Origin of the sequence: Inquilinus limosus MP06, assembly GCF_000767795.1 — a bacterium.
Taxonomy (GTDB): Bacteria; Pseudomonadota; Alphaproteobacteria; order DSM-16000; family Inquilinaceae; genus Inquilinus; species Inquilinus limosus_E.
Window position 1 is genome coordinate 1 of the sequence record NZ_JANX01000008.1, and the last position, 19,209, is coordinate 19,209.

Annotated in this window: 17 protein-coding genes and 1 pseudogene; 8 read left to right on the plus strand and 10 right to left on the minus strand. The window is 68.0% G+C overall.

All coding sequences use genetic code 11. The features are described 5' to 3' along the window. Positions 1-141 precede the first annotated feature (141 nt). From P409_RS01890 to P409_RS35945, 9 genes and pseudogenes are all read right to left on the minus strand, one after another. Positions 142-918, minus strand: a complete 777-nt coding sequence (locus P409_RS01890; protein WP_034831243.1) for an LOG family protein — start codon at positions 916-918, stop codon at positions 142-144. Positions 919-1,006: 88 nt separating this feature from the next. Continuing rightward, positions 1,007-1,303 (minus strand): hypothetical protein, encoded by a 297-nt coding sequence (locus P409_RS40525; RefSeq protein WP_238578575.1) that lies wholly within the window; start codon positions 1,301-1,303, stop codon positions 1,007-1,009. A gap of 109 nt (positions 1,304-1,412) precedes the next feature. Next, positions 1,413-2,048: pseudogene (locus P409_RS41475) on the minus strand (glycosyltransferase family 2 protein); the annotation flags it as partial. A gap of 165 nt (positions 2,049-2,213) precedes the next feature. Then, a complete protein-coding gene (locus P409_RS01900; RefSeq protein WP_034831244.1) occupies positions 2,214-3,134 on the minus strand; it encodes a GumC domain-containing protein in 921 nt (306 codons plus the stop codon). 37 nt (positions 3,135-3,171) lie between these two features. Next, the gene (locus tag P409_RS01905) at positions 3,172-4,416 is read right to left on the minus strand and encodes an O-antigen polymerase (RefSeq protein ID WP_081991129.1); all 1,245 of its coding nucleotides are present in this window, start codon (positions 4,414-4,416) and stop codon (positions 3,172-3,174) included. A gap of 169 nt (positions 4,417-4,585) precedes the next feature. Continuing rightward, on the minus strand, positions 4,586-5,494 hold the full coding sequence (locus P409_RS01910; RefSeq protein ID WP_052119913.1) for a glycosyltransferase family 2 protein: 909 nt from the start codon (positions 5,492-5,494) through the stop codon (positions 4,586-4,588). A 163-nt stretch (positions 5,495-5,657) separates the two neighbouring features. Then, positions 5,658-7,595, minus strand: coding sequence for a hypothetical protein (locus P409_RS01915; RefSeq protein ID WP_152613203.1), 1,938 nt, complete (start codon positions 7,593-7,595; stop codon positions 5,658-5,660). Between the two features lie 285 nt (positions 7,596-7,880). Further along, positions 7,881-8,879: a glycosyltransferase gene (locus P409_RS01920; protein WP_052119914.1), complete on the minus strand. Its 999-nt coding sequence runs from the start codon at positions 8,877-8,879 to the stop codon at positions 7,881-7,883. A 110-nt stretch (positions 8,880-8,989) separates the two neighbouring features. Next, positions 8,990-9,718 (minus strand): TylF/MycF/NovP-related O-methyltransferase, encoded by a 729-nt coding sequence (locus P409_RS35945; protein ID WP_052119915.1) that lies wholly within the window; start codon positions 9,716-9,718, stop codon positions 8,990-8,992. 434 nt (positions 9,719-10,152) lie between these two features. On the opposite strand from P409_RS35945, the gene P409_RS01930 reads away from it, so the two are divergent. Genes P409_RS01930 through P409_RS01940 form a run of 3 tightly spaced genes read left to right on the plus strand, consistent with a single transcriptional unit; the run spans position 10,153 to position 13,506 of the window. Then, on the plus strand, positions 10,153-11,625 hold the full coding sequence (locus tag P409_RS01930; RefSeq protein WP_161790322.1) for a lipopolysaccharide biosynthesis protein: 1,473 nt from the start codon (positions 10,153-10,155) through the stop codon (positions 11,623-11,625). A gap of 58 nt (positions 11,626-11,683) precedes the next feature. Beyond that, a complete protein-coding gene (locus tag P409_RS01935; RefSeq protein WP_034831251.1) occupies positions 11,684-12,460 on the plus strand; it encodes a glycosyltransferase in 777 nt (258 codons plus the stop codon). Continuing rightward, positions 12,460-13,506: a polysaccharide pyruvyl transferase family protein gene (locus P409_RS01940; RefSeq protein ID WP_034831253.1), complete on the plus strand. Its 1,047-nt coding sequence runs from the start codon at positions 12,460-12,462 to the stop codon at positions 13,504-13,506. The genes P409_RS01935 and P409_RS01940 overlap by 1 nt, the downstream gene beginning before the upstream one ends. A 53-nt stretch (positions 13,507-13,559) precedes the next feature. On the opposite strand, the gene galE is transcribed toward P409_RS01940, so the two are convergent. Beyond that, positions 13,560-14,558: a UDP-glucose 4-epimerase GalE gene (gene galE, locus P409_RS01945; RefSeq protein WP_034831254.1), complete on the minus strand. Its 999-nt coding sequence runs from the start codon at positions 14,556-14,558 to the stop codon at positions 13,560-13,562. A 294-nt stretch (positions 14,559-14,852) separates the two neighbouring features. Between galE and rfbC the strand changes: the two genes are divergently transcribed. The 5 genes from rfbC to P409_RS01970 are packed head-to-tail and all read left to right on the plus strand — an operon-like array spanning position 14,853 to position 19,134. Next, positions 14,853-15,413: a dTDP-4-dehydrorhamnose 3,5-epimerase gene (rfbC, locus tag P409_RS01950; protein WP_343285487.1), complete on the plus strand. Its 561-nt coding sequence runs from the start codon at positions 14,853-14,855 to the stop codon at positions 15,411-15,413. Next, positions 15,410-16,444: a dTDP-glucose 4,6-dehydratase gene (rfbB, locus tag P409_RS01955; RefSeq protein WP_034831255.1), complete on the plus strand. Its 1,035-nt coding sequence runs from the start codon at positions 15,410-15,412 to the stop codon at positions 16,442-16,444. The genes rfbC and rfbB overlap by 4 nt, the downstream gene beginning before the upstream one ends. Further along, complete coding sequence (rfbD, locus tag P409_RS01960; RefSeq protein ID WP_034831257.1) at positions 16,441-17,295, plus strand: dTDP-4-dehydrorhamnose reductase; 855 nt, start codon at positions 16,441-16,443, stop codon at positions 17,293-17,295. Before rfbB ends, rfbD begins: the two co-directional genes overlap by 4 nt. Before the next feature lie 52 nt (positions 17,296-17,347). Next, a complete protein-coding gene (locus P409_RS01965; protein ID WP_034831258.1) occupies positions 17,348-18,175 on the plus strand; it encodes an NAD-dependent epimerase/dehydratase family protein in 828 nt (275 codons plus the stop codon). Next, the gene (locus tag P409_RS01970; protein WP_034831260.1) at positions 18,172-19,134 is read left to right on the plus strand and encodes a dTDP-glucose 4,6-dehydratase; all 963 of its coding nucleotides are present in this window, start codon (positions 18,172-18,174) and stop codon (positions 19,132-19,134) included. Before P409_RS01965 ends, P409_RS01970 begins: the two co-directional genes overlap by 4 nt. Positions 19,135-19,209: the final 75 nt, after the last annotated feature.

The following is a 19,209-nucleotide window of genomic DNA, read 5'->3' on the forward strand; positions in this document are numbered from 1 at the left end:
GCGCCGAGCCAGCCGCGTCTCGTGATCCGCATCGTCCTGTTCCCCGTTCCATGCCGGCCGGGCGGTTGCCGGCCTGTCGGGCGCGATCTTACAGCGTCGCTATATCCGGACAAACATTTCGCTAAATGCCGCAGGTGGCGGTCACGACCGCCGGTTCAGCCCCTGCTCGGCCAGGATCGACCAGATCTCCTCGGCGCTGTCGGCGAAGCGGAACAGCTCGAGGTCGCGGGCGTCGATCATGCCGTGCTCGACCAGCGCGTCGAAGCCGATCACGGCGCGCCAATAGGCCTGATCGAACAGCACCACCGGCAGGGCGGAGGACTTGCCGGTCTGGCGCAGGGTCAGGAGTTCGAACAGCTCGTCGAAGGTGCCGAAGCCGCCCGGGAACACCACCAGCGCGTTGGCCCGCATCGCCAGATGCATCTTCCGCATGGCGAAATAGTGGAAGCGAAAGGTCAGCGCCGGGGTGGAATAGGCGTTCGGCTCCTGCTCATGCGGCAGGGTGATGTTGTAGCCGACGGTCGGGGCTCCGGCCTCCGCCGCGCCGCGATTCGCCGCCTCCATGATGCCCGGGCCGCCGCCGGTGGCGATGACGTTGTCGCGCAGACCGCCATGGTCGGTCAGGGCGCCGCCGCGCTCGGAGGCGATGCGGCCGAACTCACGCGCCTGGGCGTACCAGTGGCCGTGGCGGCCGGGCCCGTCCTCGCTGGCGCGGGCGCTGCCGAAGACGACGATGGTGGAGCGCACGCCCCAGGCGCGCAGCGATTCCTCGGCCTTGGCGTATTCCAGCATCAGGCGCACGCCGCGCGTGGAATCGCCGAGCAGGAAGTCCTGGTCGAGTTCCGGCAGGCGGTAGGACGGCGACGCCATCTGCGCCGCGTTGGAACGGGAGGGATGGTCGGGGGCTGGCTTGCTCATCGCCCCTCTAAAGCAGATCGCGGGCCGGGCGGGAAGGGCCCCCGCCGTCACACCATGCGATGTGGGGCCGGCCGTCCCGGCCCCGACATCAGGCCCAGTAGCGCCGGTTCAGGCTGATCCGTCGCTTCAGCGGGCGCGGGATGCGGGCCTCGCGGCGGCCGCAATGATAGGCCGCCAGCTTGACCGCGCTGCGCAGGATCGCCGACGGGATCGCCAGCGGCTGGTGCCGGGCCAGGTGCCGCAGCTCCGACCGCACGAAGCGCCGGCCTTCGCCCGCGGCCTTGCCGAAGCGTTCCAGAAGCCAGGGGGCGCGGGCGTGCATCACGCCGACATCGAAATAGCGGCGGAACTCCTCGCCGATGCTGTAGCTGTGCGAGTGGTGCACCCGCGCCTCGGCAACATAGGCCTTGGCCCAGCCCGACAGCAGGCAGCATGCGGCCGGTTACCGCGGCGTCCTCGCCGAAGATGGTGCCGGACGGGAAGCCGCCGACCATCTCCAGCGCCCGCCGGCGATAGGCGGCGAAGGAATTGGAGCAGAAGGTCGCCTTGATCCCGGCGCCGACCGCATCCTCCGGGCGCAGCACGACGCTGTCCGGCGGGTAGTTGAACAGCCGGGCATGGGCCTCGATCGCGCCGGCGCCGTGATGCGGCAGCTGCCGGCCATAGGCGACGCCGAGCTCGGGGTCGGCGAAGGCGTCGACGATGCGGGCGATGGTGTCGCTGTCGGCCGGCACCGCGTCCTGGGTCAGGAAGACCACCACCTCGATCCGCGGCGACAGGCGATTGACCGCGCGCTGGCGGGTGCCGCCATGGTCGAACTGGGCGCGCGGGATGACGATCACCTCGGCGCCGGCGGCGCGGAAGCGATCCACCGTGTCGTCGGTCGAGCTGGAATCGATGACCAGCAGGGTGCCCGGCTGGAAGGACTGCGCCTGCAGCGCCGGCAGCAGGGTGTCGAGATGCTTCGCCGCATTGAGAGTCGGAATGACCAGCGCGACGCGGTCCTCGGCAATCCCCGGCCCAGGCCTGGACAGGGCCTTATCCGTGTCGAAGGACGTCATGCCCATCTCTTTGCATTGTGCGTTGCGGTATTGTCGCGCAATTCCTCGGTTCCAGCCACTCGCATTCATTCCTAGGAAGGATACGAAAACGAATCCACGCACGGCCTTTTCGAACTCTACGCTTAATTGGTTCTTTCCTGCTAAAGAAAGATCATGGCGTGATCGAGGCGCTCCCGTGATCGAGCCTTGGCCGGAGGCGTGGCGATGCCGCGCCGCCGGGTGCGCGGGCCGCCGTCAGGCGGCCGCGAGAGCGCGCGCGGCCTCCGACTTCTGCCGACGCTTGAAGCGGTAGGCGATGATGACGATGGCGAACAGGACGCCCAGCATGGCCATGGCCAGAAGGATCACAATGGCCTTCGGGCCGCTCGGCGACGTCGGCATGGAGGGCGGGTCGATGATGCGCGAACCGAGATCGGACCGCCCGGCCAGCGTCATCAGGTTCTGCTGCTCGACGCTCATCAGCCGGATCAGCAGATCCCTGTGCTCGGCGATGGTCACCGTGTCGAGTGTCTTGCGCGCATATTCCATGCGGGCCGTGGACTCGCGGACCAGCCGGTCGCGGATGATCTCCTGCGCCATGGCGAAGGTCGCCGACAGGAAGTCGCGGGCGAAGACCGGGTCGCTGTCCTCGAAGTTCGCCTGGACGATATCGCTGTCGCGGTTCCGATCGATCGTGATCCGCTTCGCCAGCGAGTTCATGATGTCGTAGGGCGTCGGCTCCGCCTGCGTGATCGCGGGCTGGCCGGTGACGATCTGGCTGATGGTGTCCTTCAGCTGGGCGCTGAAGCCCGAGGGCATGACCCATTCGGTGCCGGACCAGCGGCCGCGGAACAGCGCGCGGATCAGGTCGGGCCGCTCCCGCACCAGGTGCTCGGCCACGACGTAGCTGGTCAGGAGCTTCAGCACGACCTCCTGGTCGTTGGACGAGGCCTGGTTGATTCCCAGGGTCGACGCCAATGCCGAGGCGGCACCGCCGCCGCCGCCCGGGCTGTCCACCGTCGGTGCGAGGCTCATCGACGAGGTGTAGGTCAGGGGAAGCGTGCGGATGAGGATGCCGCCAAGGACCATGAAGATGGCGATGAACGCGATGATGAGCCAGCGTTCGCGAGACAGCGCCGCGCCGAGGCCTTCCTGCTGCGGCGGTGGCGCCAGCATCGTTTGCAGATCTCGCTGCATGGTCACGGGACTCAGTTCAAGCGCCATGGTTACCCTCTTTCACAGCCGCCCTTCCAGCGACGGTTCGCTCGATGCCTCTAAAAGCGAAGAATATGAACGCAATCTGGAAGCAGTTGTTCAGGTTTGTGAAGTTGTCATTGAATACGGTCAGCACCAAGGCCTGCATGAACACCACATACATCAGCTTCGCCGCGACCGACCGGCCGAGATAGTACAGGCCTGCCGTCAGCCAGGCGATGATGAAGTTGAAGATCGCCACGCCGGTGATGCCGACGTCGAGATAGGCGTTGGAATACGCGGTCGAGACGTTGAAGACTTCCGATACCAGCCAGTACGTCGTTTTCAGGTTGTTCGCGTCCGCGATGTCACTTCTGATGACGGATGGGAACAGCTTGTCGATCGTTCTGGCGAATGTGTAGTTCCATTCTGGCGGGAAGTGCCAGAATATGTTGGCGATATTGTTGATCGGGGTGGTCAGGTACATGTAGACCCAGATCAGGCCGCTGGGGGCCCAGTCCGGATAGTTCACGGTCAGATAGGCGTACTGCATGATCATGCTGCGGCCGGTCCGAAGATCGCCGATATATCCAAACAGCAAGACCAGGGCCAGCAGGCTGAGCGCGGTCTTGACCATGACCGACGTGGACACCCTGTGGGTCATCAGGAACAGGATGCCGGTCTGCAGAATGGCGACCACGAAGAACTTGCGGGAGATGACGACGATCCCCCAGAAGATCATGAGGAAGACGATGGCCAGCCACCGCTTCTCGCCGGTGAACTCGTAGAGAAGGTAGCCGAGCATGCCCAGGGCCAGGCCGAGCGCGAAGGCCATGCCGTTGACCGAGCGGATGCCCCATTCCGAATAGCTGGGGCCGCCGCCGACGATGAGCCAGATCACCGGGAGCCCGCCCATGACCGCGGTCTGCACAAGGTTGATGCAGGCCCACAGGATGAACAGCGTCTTGGTGCGCGCCTTCAGCCGGTCGAGGTCGATCTCCCTGAGCTCGGGGCGCAACCCCATGCTCTTCGCCAGATAGGTGATGACCAGGGCCGGCAGCAGGTAGGTGCCCATGATGAAGCTGACGGGCCACAGCGCCTGCTCGGCATCGAAGATCAGACCCGAGCTGATTCTCCAGACATAGAGCAGGAACGCGATCGACCATACTGAGGTGAAGATCAGGATCGGGTTCAGGTAGCCGGGCAGAGTCAGTCGAAACCGGACGTTCGACATGGGCCGAGGGAATGAGCGGTAAGGAGTCATGGTCGCCTGGTGCTGCCGCCATGGCCCGACCTTGGCCCGTGACTGCGTCGCCCTTCGCTACGATTGTGTCCGCAGGCGCGCAGAGGCGCCGATCCGCGCGATATACGCAAAAATCGCCGGAATGGCGAGGCTCGATACCGATCTGTGGATCGCATCTCGGCGGGCGTGGTCACCGCAGGACTCCGTCGCGCCGCGCCAGGACCGAGCCGGCGGCCGCCCTGACCAGCCCGCTCGGCAGCCACGACAGCGCCAGGCCGGCCAGCGGCCTCATGCCCCCGCCGAGGCGCCGGGCCTCGCGAAAGCAGGTCGCCGCCTCCTGCATCTGCCCGATGGCCAGCAGCCGGGCGCCCAGATCGAAGCGCTGCGCCGCCTGGGCCGCGATCGGCGCGTCGAGCCGCTGGCAGAGCGCGATGATCCGCCGGCGGGCGTCCAGGCCCGCCTCATAGCGGGTCGAGATGCTGTTAGGCATCGCCCGGACCACGACCCCGGGGACGGGGTCGTGCAGGATGGTGCCCCGCCGCGCCAGGCGGATGCACAGCTCCCAGTCCTGGAAGCGGGGCATCTCCGGATCGAAGCCGCCGATGGCCTCGAGATCCGGGCGGCGGGCGAGCAGCGTCTGGGTGCTGATCAGGTTCCGGCGGAACAGCGTGAGGGAGACCTCCTCCGCCGGAATCTCGGTGTCCCTCGGCAGCAGCGTCGCGCGCGTGCCGGTCAGATAGATGAAGCTGCAGAAGGTGCCGACGCAGCCGGGGGCGGCGCCGGCCATTCGCCGCATCTGGTTCGCCAGCTTGTCGGGGAGCCAGAAATCATCGCTGTCCTGGAAGGCGACCAGGGGGGCCGTGGCCCGCTCCAGGCCCAGGTTCCGCGCGCGGGCGCCGCCGCCATTCACCGGAGCCCGCACCAGCGTCAGTCGCGGATCCTCGATGGCCGAGACCGCGGCGACGGTTGCGTCGGTCGACGCGTCGTCGACCACGATCAGCTCGAAATCCGGAAAGGTCTGCTGCAGGACGCTGCGGATGGAGGCCTCGATCGTATCGGCACGATTGAAGGTCGGGATGATGATCGAAACGGCCGGCATCTCGGCGCCTCTGGGATCTTGGATGGTTCGACGCGGCGACGACGCCGGAGAGGCGGATAGCCGATGAATCTTATAGCCGATAAAAAGGCAATCTGATGGCCGGGCCGACCGGCCGTGCCGGCGGCCCGGCGGGCACGGCTCCGGCGCCCCGGCCCGGTGTCGGCTAGATCATCCGCAGGTCGGTGAACAGCATGTCGCCGCCCCCTTCGACGGCCAGCGACAGCTTGGCGCCGGTGGCGCCGGTCGGGGTCAGGGCCACGGCGCGGAAGCGCAGCCATTGGCCGAACCCGTTCGACGTCAGCCGGCCATGGTCCTGATTGACGATCACGTCGCGGCCGATCTCGGTCCCCATCGCGTCGAGCCAACGCATCTGCAGCCGCAGGCGGCCGCGCTTGCCCTGGTCCTTCAGCCAGAAATCGACCACGTGGTCGCGGCCGCTCTCGACGGCCATCGGCGCCGTGGTCTCGATCTCGACGGCCGCGTCTCCGCCATGCAGCCGGATCGCATGGTCCACAGCCGGGGGCAGATCCGCCGTGGTCTGGTGGAAGCCGCCGCCCTGGCCCTTGCCGAGGCTGGTCCAGCCGCCCTTGGCGGACAGGTCGTCGGTCTCCGGCATGGACCGTCCGGTCGGGTCCGCGGCGACGATCCGGTTCGGGCCTTCCCGGAAGCGGTAGGACCGCTGCTTCGAGCCTTCGTTGTCCACCGAGAGATCGCCGAAGACGACCCGGCCGCCGCGGACGAAATAGGCGGAGCCCGACGTCGTGTCGATCCGCCACTGGCCGACGGTGGCGTCGCGGAACACGATCTCGTAGTCCGGCGCCTTCATGGCATCCACCAGGTTGCCGGCATCGAAATCCGCGGTCGGCGGCTTCACCTGGCGACGGATGATCGTGTCGTTCAGAAGCAGCCGTCCCTTCGCGCCCGGGGCGACCACGAAGGGCGTGCTGCCCGACGCGCCGTAATAGCCGTTCCGGCAGGAGTGATAGGCGACGCTGCCGGTCAGATAGTCCGGGCAGTTGCGCTCGACATCCGCGCCCTCGATGACGATGCTGCCGCCATACAGATTGTAGCCGGTCTTGATGGCGCGCTGCAGGCTGCCGCCGATGACGTGGACGACGCCGGCCTCGTTGCGCAGCGTCCAGCCGTCATCGTCGGCCCATAGCGCCGCCGAGCTCTCGAAGCGCTGCGCCTGGAAGATCGGTGCGTGGAACTGCAGGTAGGCGTTGAGTGCATTGCCGACGAACGGCCTCAGGACGCCCCGCGGCCGATAGTCGTAGATATGGAACTCGCTCTGGGTGTCGCGGCTCTGGGGCGGTTCGCCGGCATGGCTGCCCCAGACCACTCCGGTGCGCAGCCCGCCGATGCGCAGGCCGTAGATGAAGCCGTACTGGGTTTTGTCGGTCGATGTCTTGTCGCTGGTGGCGCGCAGGGCGCAGGCATAGTTCAGGGCGTATTTCGGTGCCTCGGCCGCGCCGTCGGAGACGATGCTGGCCCTGTACAGCCGGCCGTCGCGCCAGTTGCGCAGGCTCAGGACGGCGTCGGTCGCCTCCGTGGCGATGCCGTAGAGCCCGTAATCGGCCATGTCGATGGTCTGATAGGCCCCGCTGGCCTCGACCGACCGGACGCGGTACCGCCGGGTGAACAGGACACGGTCGTAGCGCAGTGCTTCCTGCACCGCCTCGGTATCGTCGTCCGTGCCGTTCTCCCACCAGGAGGGCGTGACCACGGTCCCCTGGGCGAAGGAGATCTTGCCGCGCCAGCCATCCTCCCGCGCAAAGGTGCGGCGCGGCGGCGCGACGACGGCATCGCTGAAGGTCAGGGTCGCGCCGTCGGCGACGCGGATCGGGCCGCCCCGGATCTGCACCGGGGTGGTGACGGTCAGGTCGGCCGTCACGTCGACCGGACCATCGATCGACACCCAGCCCTTCCGCCCGGCCGCCGCGGCGGTGGCCTTCTGCAGGGCGGAGTCGGGAACGCCGAACCGGGCGGTGGAGAGCGGCTCGGCCGACGCGTCCGAAGGGGCGTCGGCTTCCGCCGCGAAGGCCGCTGGCATCGACGCGAAAGGCGCTGCGGCGATACCGGCCAGGAATCCTCTTCGCATCTCATCCATGGCCGGGATGACCGCACGGTGGTCCGCGCGCGTCAAGACGGAAATCCGGCCTGTCATGGTCTCTTCACAGATTTCGGAGGGGTGCTGACGGGTCGCCGCCAGGGAAAACCGGATGGCCGGCCCGACTAAGCCCGGCCTTCGCCAGATCGCATTGCAGGAGCGCGGCGAAGCCGTGAGGCGTTGACTTCACCGGCGCCGATTCGTCTGGCGCTCCTCTGAAGCACGGCCCGTTCTACTTCATGCAGATCAACGCATGCGGCATCGGTCATGCCGGGGTCAGCCCGCGTGTCTTGCCGGCCGGAGCGCGTCCCTGACCGCCTTCGCCGCCACGAAGCCGGGATAGCAGAAGGTCACCAGAAACAGCTTCGGGTTACCCATGGCGGCGCGCCGCACGCCGGCCTGGAACTGCTGCAGCGCCGGGTCGGTCAGGGTCAGGCCGCCGGCGCGGATCGCGATCATCGCATTGGCCTGCACCCGGAGGATGAGCTTGCGCAGGCTTTGATACGTCTCGGGCTTGAAGCCGTCCGTCCGAAGCATCGTCTCGAGGGCCTTCACGGCCCGGTAATAGCCGTGGATGTTCCGCTCCGACTTGCGGCGGGTCATGATCGAATCGGCGCGGACCCGCCTCAGGAAATACTCCTTGTCGCGCACGAAGGTGCGGCCGCATCTGACGAACAGCCGCGGCGTATGCTCCTCGTCCTCATGGATGATCGGCAGGAATTCGAGGCCGTGCTGCTGCGAGACGGTGCGCCGGTGGATGTACAGCCATGAGGTCGGCAGATAGTTCCTGCGGCCGACCTGGAAGTTCAGCAGGTCCTCGCCGGTCGGGAACGGGCCCTCGGTGCGCTGCCGGTACTGGTTGAGGAGGGGGCCGGCGCCATGGTTTCCGTCGTCCAGGAACGAGCGCGCGGAGAAGCAGAACAGGTCGAGGTCCGGCTGGGCCTGCAGCGTCGCGCGGAAATCGGCGAACAACCCGTCGGCGAGGATGTCGTCCGAATCGAAATAGTAGACGAAGTCGCCGGTCGCCGCCGCCGTCCCGACATTGCGCGCCGCACCCAGCCCGCCGTTCCGGGTGTGGATGATGCGGACATGAGGCAGCTGGCCGTAGAGCTCCTCCACGATCTGCCCGGTACGATCGGTCGAGCCGTCGTCGACGATCACGATCTCGTCGGCGGGAGAGGACTGGCCGACGACGGAATCGACAGCCGCCTTGACGTATTTCTCGACGTTGTAGGCCGGGATGACCACGGAGAGTCGGGGCGGCTGGTTCGGCATCAGGCATCCGGAAATGGCCGTGCGGGCAGGACGGCTCGGTCGAGGAGGGGGCGGGTGGCGATGTCGCGGCCGGACGGGCCATTCCTTCGGGCGGCGGCCGGCGGGCCGTATCAGCTCACACGGCGCAGCACGACGTTCTCGCCGTCCTCGAAGCGGAAATCGGGACGGCGGGCGATGAACTCGTCGGTCGCGGTCCTGCAGCCGGAATAGTCGTGATAGTCGTCGATCACGATCATGCCGCCGGGGCTCATCTTGTCGGCCACCGCGGTCAGGCAGTACAGCACCGGGTCGTACCAGTCGCAGTCGACATGGGCGAGGCTGATCGCCCTCAGCGGCGCGGTGGGGACGGTATCCTCGAACAGCCCCTTGTGCAGGGCCACTGCGCGGCCGTCCACCACGATCCCGTGGCGGGCCAGCGACCGGCAGACATCGCCGTAGAGATCCTGGCGGTAGCCGTAATACTCGTCGCCGCCGATGCCCTTCGACTTGCCCGTCGCGATGGTCTCGTACCGTTCCTTGGCGCGGGCGTCGTCCTTGTCCGAGGTCGGGGGCGGGATCATCCCGAACACGTCGAAGCCGTGGAAGCTGCGGCCGTCGGCCCCGGCCGCCTTGGCCAGGATGACGGTGCTGCCGCCGAGCGCGATGCCGAACTCGACGATATCGCCCGGAATCTGGCGGCTGCGGACATGCCGCAGGGCTTTTTCCAGGCGATGCAGCCGGGCCGGGGATAGGTAGGTCAGCTTGTCCCTCACCACGGCCTTGGTCGTCTGGCTGAGGGTCCGCCGCAGCACCGCCATGCGGAGGCGTCGGATCAGGCGGCGGGCGGACGAGTTGGGCATGGGAGCTCCGAGACGATCGTTGCCGGGAAAGGACGATGCGATAGTTCCTGGACGCGGGCAAGCGCCGCTGCGGCGCGGCCGGCTCCGGCGGGCAGTCTCGTCCTGCCCGGGCCAAATGCCGGCCGGCGGTTGATAGCAATCGAGTTTGTCGAATCTGGGGCTCTGCTGCGGCGAGCCTGTCGGGTGACGGAAAAGGCCGGCGGGGCGGTGCGGGACTATTGCGGGAATGATCCGCTTCCCGACGGGGCGACCGGACATGAATCCGCCATGATGTCCGGATGATATGGAGCTCACCCCCGCCGATCGTGGCTTGCCGACACACCGTTCCCCTGTTAGGGGAGGCGGCGATCGGGCGGGGCCGGACAGGTGGGCGTCCGGCCGCCGGCGGAAACCGGCATGGATTGCCAAGTTGGGGCGAAATGGCTGCGCAAGGGTTGAAAGGCAAGCTGGCAAAGGGCGCAGCCTGGGTTGCCGCCTCGCGGGCGCTGATCAACCTCATCAGCTTCAGCAATACGCTGCTCCTGGCCCGCCTGCTGACGCCGGCGGATTTCGGTATTGTCGCGATCGCGAGCACGGTGTCGTTTGTCGTGAGCGCGCTGACGGAGCTGTCGCTCTCCCAGTCGCTGATCCAGCACCGGAATCCCGAGGAAGAGCATTTCCACAGCGCCTGGACGCTGAACCTGGCCCGATCGACCGTTCTCGCGGCCCTGATCGTGGCCCTGGCGTGGCCGATCGCATGGTTCTATTCCGACCCCCGGCTCGGCCCGATCATGCTGGTGATCGGCGCAGGCGCGCTGCTGACCGGCCTGACCAACCCGAAGCTGGTGACGTTCCAGAGGAACCTGGTCTTCTGGCAGGACTTCGTCCTGAACGTGTCGCAGAGAGCCGTCGGGCTGGCCTTCGCCGCCGCCGTCGCGATCGTATTCCGCAACTACTGGGCCATCGTCGCCGGCATCATCGCGACGCAGGTCTCCGCGGTCATGCTGTCCTTCCTGTTCGTGCGGTACCGTCCGAAGCTGCAGCTCCGCCGTGCGCGCGAGCTGCTGTCGTTCTCGGTCTGGCTGTCGCTGGGGCAGGCGGTCAATACCCTCAACTGGCGTACCGACCATCTGGCGATCGGCTATGTGCTGGGCGGCACGGCGCTCGGGCACTATACCGTCGGCGACAGCCTGGCGGTCCTGCCGACGCGCGAGGCGACCGCGCCGCTCGCACAGACCCTGTTCCCCGGCTTTTCGCGCATCAACGACGACATCCAGCGCCTGCGGGGCGCCTATCAGCGTGCCCAGACCCTGCTCTGCGCGGTGGCGCTGCCGGTCGGCTTCACCTTCGCGCTGATCGCGAAGCCCCTGGTGCTGCTGACCATGGGGGAAAAATGGCTTCCGGCGGTGCTGATCATCCAGTTCCTGTCCGGGATCTTCGCCGTGCAGACGCTCTCGTCCTCGCTGCAGCCTCTGGCGATGGCGCTGGGGGCGACGCGCAGCCTCTTCAAGCGGGACCTGGTCAATCTCGGGATCCGCATCCCTCTGATCATCGTCGGGATGATCTTCTACGGCGTTCCCGGCGTCGTCGTCGCCCGCTGCATCAGCGGAACGGCCAACACGCTGGTCAACATGGCGATGGTGCGGCATCTGCTGAACCTGCCAATCCGGACGCAGCTGGCGGCCAATGCCCGCGCGCTGGCCAGCACCGTGGCGATGGTGCTGCTGGTGAGCGCCCTGGACCGGTGGACCGGGGAGGGCACGGCCGCCTTGTTCCTGGTCAGCAAGATCGCGATCCTGTCGTGTGCCGCGGTTTTGACGTATCTGGCCTCCACCATCTGCCTCTGGGTGGTCGCCGGCAGGCCGACGGGGCCGGAGAGCGAGATCGCGTCGCTGTTCATGGGTGTCCTGAGGCGCAGGTCGGCATGACCGGCCGTTGGGAACGGCGGGCCGCGGTCGTGCGAAGCGGGTTGAGGGGGATTAGCTGATGGCCATACCGAAGATCATCCACTATGTCTGGGTCGGCCCCAGACCGCTGCCGGAGGAGGACCGGCAGCGCGTCGAGGCGTGGCGCAGCGCCATGCCCGACTGGGACTTCCGGTTCTGGAACAACGACACCGTCAATTTCGGCAGCCGCTATCTCGCGCAGGCCTATTCCGTCCGGGCCTGGAATCGCGTTTCCGACTATACCCGCATGGATGCGCTGACCCGGTTCGGCGGCATCTATCTCGATACCGACATGGACCTGATCCGGCCGCTCGACCCGCTGCTGGACAACACGGCGTTCCTGGGCTTCCAGCGGGGCGACGAGAGGCCGGACGTGATGGTCAACGGCGCCATCTTCGGGACCGAGCCCGGGCATTGGCTGCCGTCGGCGCTGCGGGACATCTTCGACAAGCAGCTCCATGGCGGCAAGAACATCGGCTCCTTCGCCGGTCCGGGCCTGATCACCAAGGTGCTGCGGGACAACGGGCTGCAGGGCTATTCGGACGAGATCATCCATGTGCGGGATGTGACGGTCTATCCGAGGCGCTTCTTCTATCCGTATTCGTGGCTGGAGGAATACAGCCCCGAGGTGGTGACCCCGGACACGATCGCGGTCCATCGCTGGGCCGAGACCTGGGTGGTCAAGAATCCGGGATACTGGACGCGCCTGAAGCGCCTGTGGACCAGGCAAATGGCCCGATGCATGCCGAAGACGGCGCTGCGAAATGCCCAGATCGCGGCGCGACGGGGCAGCCAGCAGACGGCGGAGAGAGGGTGATGGACACCATCGCGATCGTTGATACGTCGATCTGCACCGACAATCTCGGTGACGAGATCATCATGGATGCGGTGAACAGCGTCGTCTGGGAGCTGTTCCCCAACGCGTACATCCTCCGCGTTCCGAGCCACGAGTCCCTGTCGGACCGCACGCGCAAATACGTCCGGCAGGCGGATTGGTGCTTCATCGGCGGGACGAACCTGCTGTCCTCCAACATCACCGCGCTGGGCCTCTGGCGCCTGGACAAGATGGCTGCCGCCGCCTATGGCTCCACCCGGACCGTCTGCCTCGGCACCGGCTGGAACAAGTATATGTCGGAGGCGACGCCGGCGACGCGGGCTCTGCTGCGGACGGCGCTGTCGCCCGAGCTGATCCACTCCGTCCGCGACGGCTACACGGCCAGCCATCTGGAGAAGGTCGGGCTCAAGGCGGTCACGACCTCGTGCATGACCACCTGGTCCCTGACCCCGGAGCATTGCCGCGGCATCCCGACCCGGCGCGCGCCGTCGGTCGTGTTCACGCTGTCCGCCTGGCATCCGGATGTGGAGGCGGACCGCGCCTTCGTCGAGTTGCTGCGGCGCCGGTACAAGCGGGTCACGTTCTTTTCCCAAATGCAGAACGACTACGAATATTTCCGCAAGTTCGGCTGGGACGACATCTCCGTCGCGGCCGTCACCACGGAGGCGTACAACCGCTTCCTCGAGAACGAGGATGTCGACTTCGTCGGCACGCGGCTCCACGGCGGCATCCGGGCGATGCAGAAGGGGCGGCGCGCCCTGATCCTCGCGATCGACAATCGCGCGACCGAGCTCGGCAAGGACACCGGCCTCCCGGTTCTGCAGCGTACCGATGTCGCGGGGATCGACGCCTGGCTGGAGCGCGAGGAGCCGATCCGGCCCGCCCTTCCCGAGGATGCGATCAACCGCTGGAAGGCGCAGTTCCGCGGCGAGGCTGCGGCCACGGTGCCGAAGCCGGCCCCGGTCGCCGAGCCGGCCGTGCCGCGATACCTGTCCCGTATCGGCCGGGTGGTGAGCCGGGTCGCCTGAGCCGGCTCCCGGACGGCGCGACGGATGCCGCCGGCATCCGTCGCGCGACATCGTCAGGCGGCCGCGCCGCCGGTCTGCTTCTGATACCAGCGCCACGCCGTCCGGATCGAGTCCTCCAGGCCGAAGCGCGGCTGGAAGCCCAGCACCGACGCGGCCAGGGCGGGATCGGCGACCAGGGTCGGCGAATCCCCCGGCCGGGGCGGCGACTGCCGGACCGGGACTGGACGGCCGGTCACCCGCTCGACCGCCGCGATCACCTCGCGCACCGTGTGGCCGGTGCCGGTGCCCAGGTTGAAGGCCCGGGGCGCGCCGCCGTCCAGCAGGTAGCGCAGGGCGCGGACATGGGCGTCCGCCAGGTCGGTGACGTGGATGTAGTCGCGGATGCAGGTGCCGTCCGGCGTCGGATAGTCGTCGCCCAGGATCTCGACATGCGGGCGGTGGCCGGCTGCGGCCATCAGCACCAGCGGGATCAGATGGGTCTCGGGGTCATGCGCCTCGCCGATCTCGCCGTCGGGATCGGCGCCGCAGGCGTTGAAATAGCGCAGCGCGGCCCAGCGCAGCCCGTAGGCGGCGGCGAAATCGGCCAGCATGCGCTCGATCATCAGCTTCGACGCGCCATAGGGATGGATCGGGTTCTGCGGCGTGTCCTCGGCGATCGGTACGCGGTCCGGCGGGCCGTAGGTGGCGCAGGTGCTGGAGAACACGACGGTGTTGACGCCGTTGCGCTGCGCCGCCTCGAGCAGGCTGAGCGAGCCGGAGACGTTGTTGCGGTAGTACAGCGCCGGCTCGTTGACCGACTCTCCGACATAGGTCAGGGCGGCGAAATGGAGGATGGCGACCGGCCTGTGTTGCGCCATCACCTGGTCCAGCGCAGCCCCGTCGCCGATATCCGCCTGCTCCAGCGGCCCCCATTGGACAAAGCCGCGGTGCCCGCGGGACAGGTTGTCGACCGTCACCGGCACGAAGCCGGCGGCCGCCAGGGCCTTGCAGGCATGGCTGCCGATATAGCCGGCGCCGCCGGTGACCAGGACGGCGGGTTTGTCGTGGTTCATCTTGGGTGGATCCCTGGTTTGACGTCCTTGGTGGGCCGGTAGCCGCATCTGGTAGCGCAGCCGCCGTGCCGAAGACAACGAAACCGGCCGGGGCCGGCAGATTTCGAGAGGGGCGGCGCACGAAGGCTCTCCGGTGGTGCGCCTTGGATTTGTCATCTAAAGATGGCAGAAGAACGACCGCGCCGGCTCGCCGCGACTGCCGCAGACCGGTCGCAGGGGCCGGAACCGCTGTAAGGTTTTTCGAGCAGTTCGGATCTTCGGGCGAATTGGATGTGGGGCGCGGCGTTGGTGCAAGTGATCGAGACCGAAATCCCGGACGTCAAGCTGATCAAGCTGCGCGTGTTCGGGGACGAGCGGGGCCGGTTCTTCGAAACCTGGAACCTGCAGAAGTTCACCGAGGCCGGGCTGCCGATGAATTTCGTGCAGGACAACCAGGCCAGCAGCGCCGCCGCCGGTACCATGCGCGGCCTGCACTACCAGACGGCGCCGCACGCCCAGGGCAAGCTGATCGGCGTGATCCGCGGCGCGATCTTCGACGTCGCCGTCGACATCCGCCATGGCTCCCCGACCTTCGGCCGGTCGGTCGGCGTGACCCTGACTGCGGCCGAGCCGGCCCGGCTGTGGGTGCCGGCCGGCTTCGCCCATGGCTATGTCACGCTCGAGCCCGATACCGAGGTGGTCTATAAGGTCACCTCCGGCTACGCGCCGCAGGCCGAGGGCGGCCTCCGCTGGGACGACCCGGCGCTGGGCATCGACTGGCCGATCGATCCGGCCGGGATGACCGTCAACGACCGCGACCGCAACTGGCCGCGCCTGGCCGACGCGCCCGCCCATTTCGAACACGGTGCAGCATGACCATCTTCGTCACCGGCGGCGCCGGCTTCATCGGCTCGGCCCTCGTCCGCCAGCTCGTGGCCGACGGCGAAAGCGTCGTCACCATCGACAAGCTGACCTATGCCGGCAACCTGGACAACCTGGCCGGCCTCGACGCCACCGGCCGGCACCGCTTCGCCCAGGCCGACATCTGCGACGTCGACGCCATGCGGGCGCTGTTCGCCGAGCACCGGCCGGAGCGGGTCTACCACCTGGCGGCCGAAAGCCATGTCGACCGGTCGATCGACGACCCGCTGGCCTTCGTCCGCACCAATGTCATGGGCACCGCCAGCCTGCTGGACGCGGCGCTGAAGTACTGGCGCGGGCTGCCCGCGGGCAATTCCTTCCACTTCCTGCACGTCTCGACCGACGAGGTCTATGGCGAGCTGGACGCGACCGGCCTGTTCGCCGAGACCAGCCCGTACCAGCCGAACTCGCCCTATTCCTCCAGCAAGGCCGGTTCCGACCACCTGGCGCGGGCTTGGCACCGCACCTACGGCCTGCCGGTGATGGTGTCGAACTGCTCGAACAACTACGGGCCGTACCAGTACCCGGAGAAGCTGATCCCGGTCGTCACCCTGAACGCGCTCGAAGGCAAGCCGCTGCCGATCTACGGCAAGGGCGAGAATGTCCGCGACTGGATCCATGTCGACGACCACGCGGCCGGGCTGCGGGCGATCATGGCCAGGGGCCGGCCGGGCGAGACCTATCTGATCGGCAGCCGGTCGGAGCGCACCAACATCGACCTGGTGCGCCAGATCTGCCGCATCCTCGATGAGCTGCAGCCGGCGGCGCGGCCCTATGAGAGCCTGATCACCCACGTCACCGACCGGCCGGGCCACGACGCGCGCTACGCCATCGATCCGACCAAGGCCGAGACCGAGCTGGGCTGGCGGCCGAAGCACAGCCTGGAGCAGGGGCTGCGCGACACCGTGGCCTGGTACGTCGCCAACCGGCCCTGGTGCGAACGGGCGGGCGAGCGCAGCCGCATCGGGCTCGGGCACGCCGCATGACCCTGGTGATCTTCGGCGCCGGCGGCCAGGTCGGGCGAGAGCTGGCGGAGCTGGCGCGGGCGCAGGGCCTTGACATACGCGCGCTGGCGCGGGCGGAGGTCGACATCACCGATGCCGCCGCGGTGGCCGAGGCCGTGCGCGGCGCCGACTTCGTCGCCAATTGCGCCGCCTACACCGCGGTCGACAAGGCCGAGGCCGAGCGCGACCGGGCCTTCGCGGTGAACGCCACCGCGCCGGGCGTGATCGCCCGGGCCTGCGCCGGGGCCGGGGCGGCGCTGCTGCACATCTCGACCGACTACGTCTTTCGCGGCGACGGCGACCGGCCGTGGCGCGAGGACGACCCGATCGCACCGCTCTCGGTCTACGGCGAGAGCAAGGCGGCGGGGGAGGCGGCGGTGCGGGCGGCGCTGCCGCGCCACGTCATCCTGCGCACCGCCTGGGTCTTCGCCGCGGACGGCCACAACTTCGTCCGCACCATGCTGCGCCTCGGTGCCGAGCGGCCGGAGCTGCGCATCGTCGCCGACCAGCATGGCGGCCCGACCCCGGCCGCCGCCATCGCCGCGGCGATCCTGGCGATCCGCGGCCAGGCCCTGGCACCGGGCTTCGACGGCTGGGGCACCTTCCATTTCGCCGGCGCTCCGGCCACCACCTGGCACGATTTCGCCGCGGCGATCTTCGCCGCGACGGGCCGGCCGGGGCCGGTGCTGCATGCGATCGCGACCGCCGACTACCCGACGCCTGCACGGCGGCCGTCGAATTCGGTGCTGGATTGCGGCAAGATCGGCCGTGTGTTCGGCTTGGGGCAGCCCGATTGGCGGTCGGCGCTGTCTGCCATGGTGCGGACGCAATAGCGACGGAGAAAGGGGCCCGGCCGGGGGGCGGCTGTGCGTCTTGGGGGAACGAATGGCTGAAGTGCTGGTGATCGGACGGTCGAGCTTTCTCGCCCGCGGCTTCATTGATGCCCACGGCGCCGACGGCATCCGCCACGCCGCCTGGGCCGATGTGGCGCGGCCGGAGATCTTCGACGGCATCGGCTGCGTGGTCAATTTCGCGCTCGACCCGCGCTATATGCGCGAGGCGTACGACCCGGATCTCGACTGCGACCGCGCCCTGGCCGAGGCGATCGGCCGGGCGCAGGCCGACGGCCGCATGCCGGCGGATGCGCATGTGGTGATGATCAGCACCCGCAAGGTCTACGGCCCGGCCGGGGACCAGCCGCTGGTCGAGACCCGCGTGCCGGCGCCACAGGACGCCTATGGCCGCAACAAGCTGGTGACCGAGCAGCTGCTGCAGGACCGGTTCGGCCCGAACCTGACCATCCTGCGCCTGTCCAACATCTTCGGCTTCGAGGACCTGCCGGGCCGGCGCACCTTCCTCGGCCTGCTGCTGCGATCGCTGCGGGAGGAGGGCGTGATCCGCTACGACGTCAGCCCGTTCACGGTGAAGGACTTCCTGCCGGCCGAGGCCTTCGCCGCGGCGCTGGTCAAGGTGGTGCGGGCGCGCCCCGGCGGGCTGTTCAACATCGGCTCCGGCGTGCCGCTCGAGGCCGGCTGGCTGGCGATGTGGATCCTCGAAGGCTATGGCCGCGGCAGCCTCAGCATCACCGATCCGTCCATTCGCGATGCATTCACGATGGACGTGCAGAAGTTCGTCGCGCGCTTCGGCCCGGTCGCCGGCCGCGACGACATCCGTGCGGCCTGTCTGGCCATTGGAAGGAGACTTGGGGGTTGAACAAGATCGTCATCACCGGGGCCGCGGGCTTCCTCGGCTCGCACCTCGCCGACCTGTTCGTGGCGCGCTACCCGGAGTCCCGGTTCGTCTTCTTCGACAAGATGACCTATTCGGCGGATATCGAGAACGTCGTGCACCATCTGCATGACCGCCGGCGCCAGCTGCTGGTGGGCGACATCTGCGATCCGGAGTTCTGCCGCCAGGCGACGGCGGGGGCCGACCTGGTGATCCATGCCGCGGCCGAAAGCCATGTCGACCGGTCGTTCATGAACGCGACCCGCTTCGTGCACACCAACGTGTTCGGCACCCACACGCTGCTGGAGGCGTGCCGCATCAACCAGGTGCCGCGGATCATCCATGTCTCGACCGACGAGGTCTATGGCGAGGTGCTGGAGGGCGAGGTCGACGAGGACACCATCCTCAACCCGACCAACCCCTATTCGGCTTCGAAGGCGGCGGCGGAGATGATGGTCCGCAGCCTGATCCATTGCTACAAGATGCCGATCCTGATGATCCGCGGGAACAACATCTTCGGCGCCCGCCAGTACCCGGAGAAGATCATCTCCCGCTTCTGCCTGCGCCTGGTGCGCGGCGAGAAGCTGCCGATCCACGGCAACGGCAGCAATGTCCGCCACTACCTGGCGGCGCAGGACATGGCCGAGGCGATCGCCCTGATCAACGAGGTCGGCCAGATCGGGCAGGTCTACAACATCGGCTCCGACGAGGAGTACACCAACCTCCAGGTCACGCGGATGATCTGCGACGCCTTCGGCGTCGAGATGCAGGACGTGGTCGAATATGTCGAGGACCGGCCGTTCAACGACCGGCGCTACTCGATCTCCTCCAGCAAGCTGCGCAGCCTGGGCTGGGCACCGAAGCGCCGCCTGGCCGACGAGATCCCGGACATCGCCAAATGGTATCGCGACAACGCCAAGCGCTACGAGTGGGACGAGGTGTGAGAGGCTGACAGGTTCCGCTCTGTCTCCTGCCGTCATCCCGTGCGCGCTGCGGCGCGAAGTGCCGCTGCGCAGACA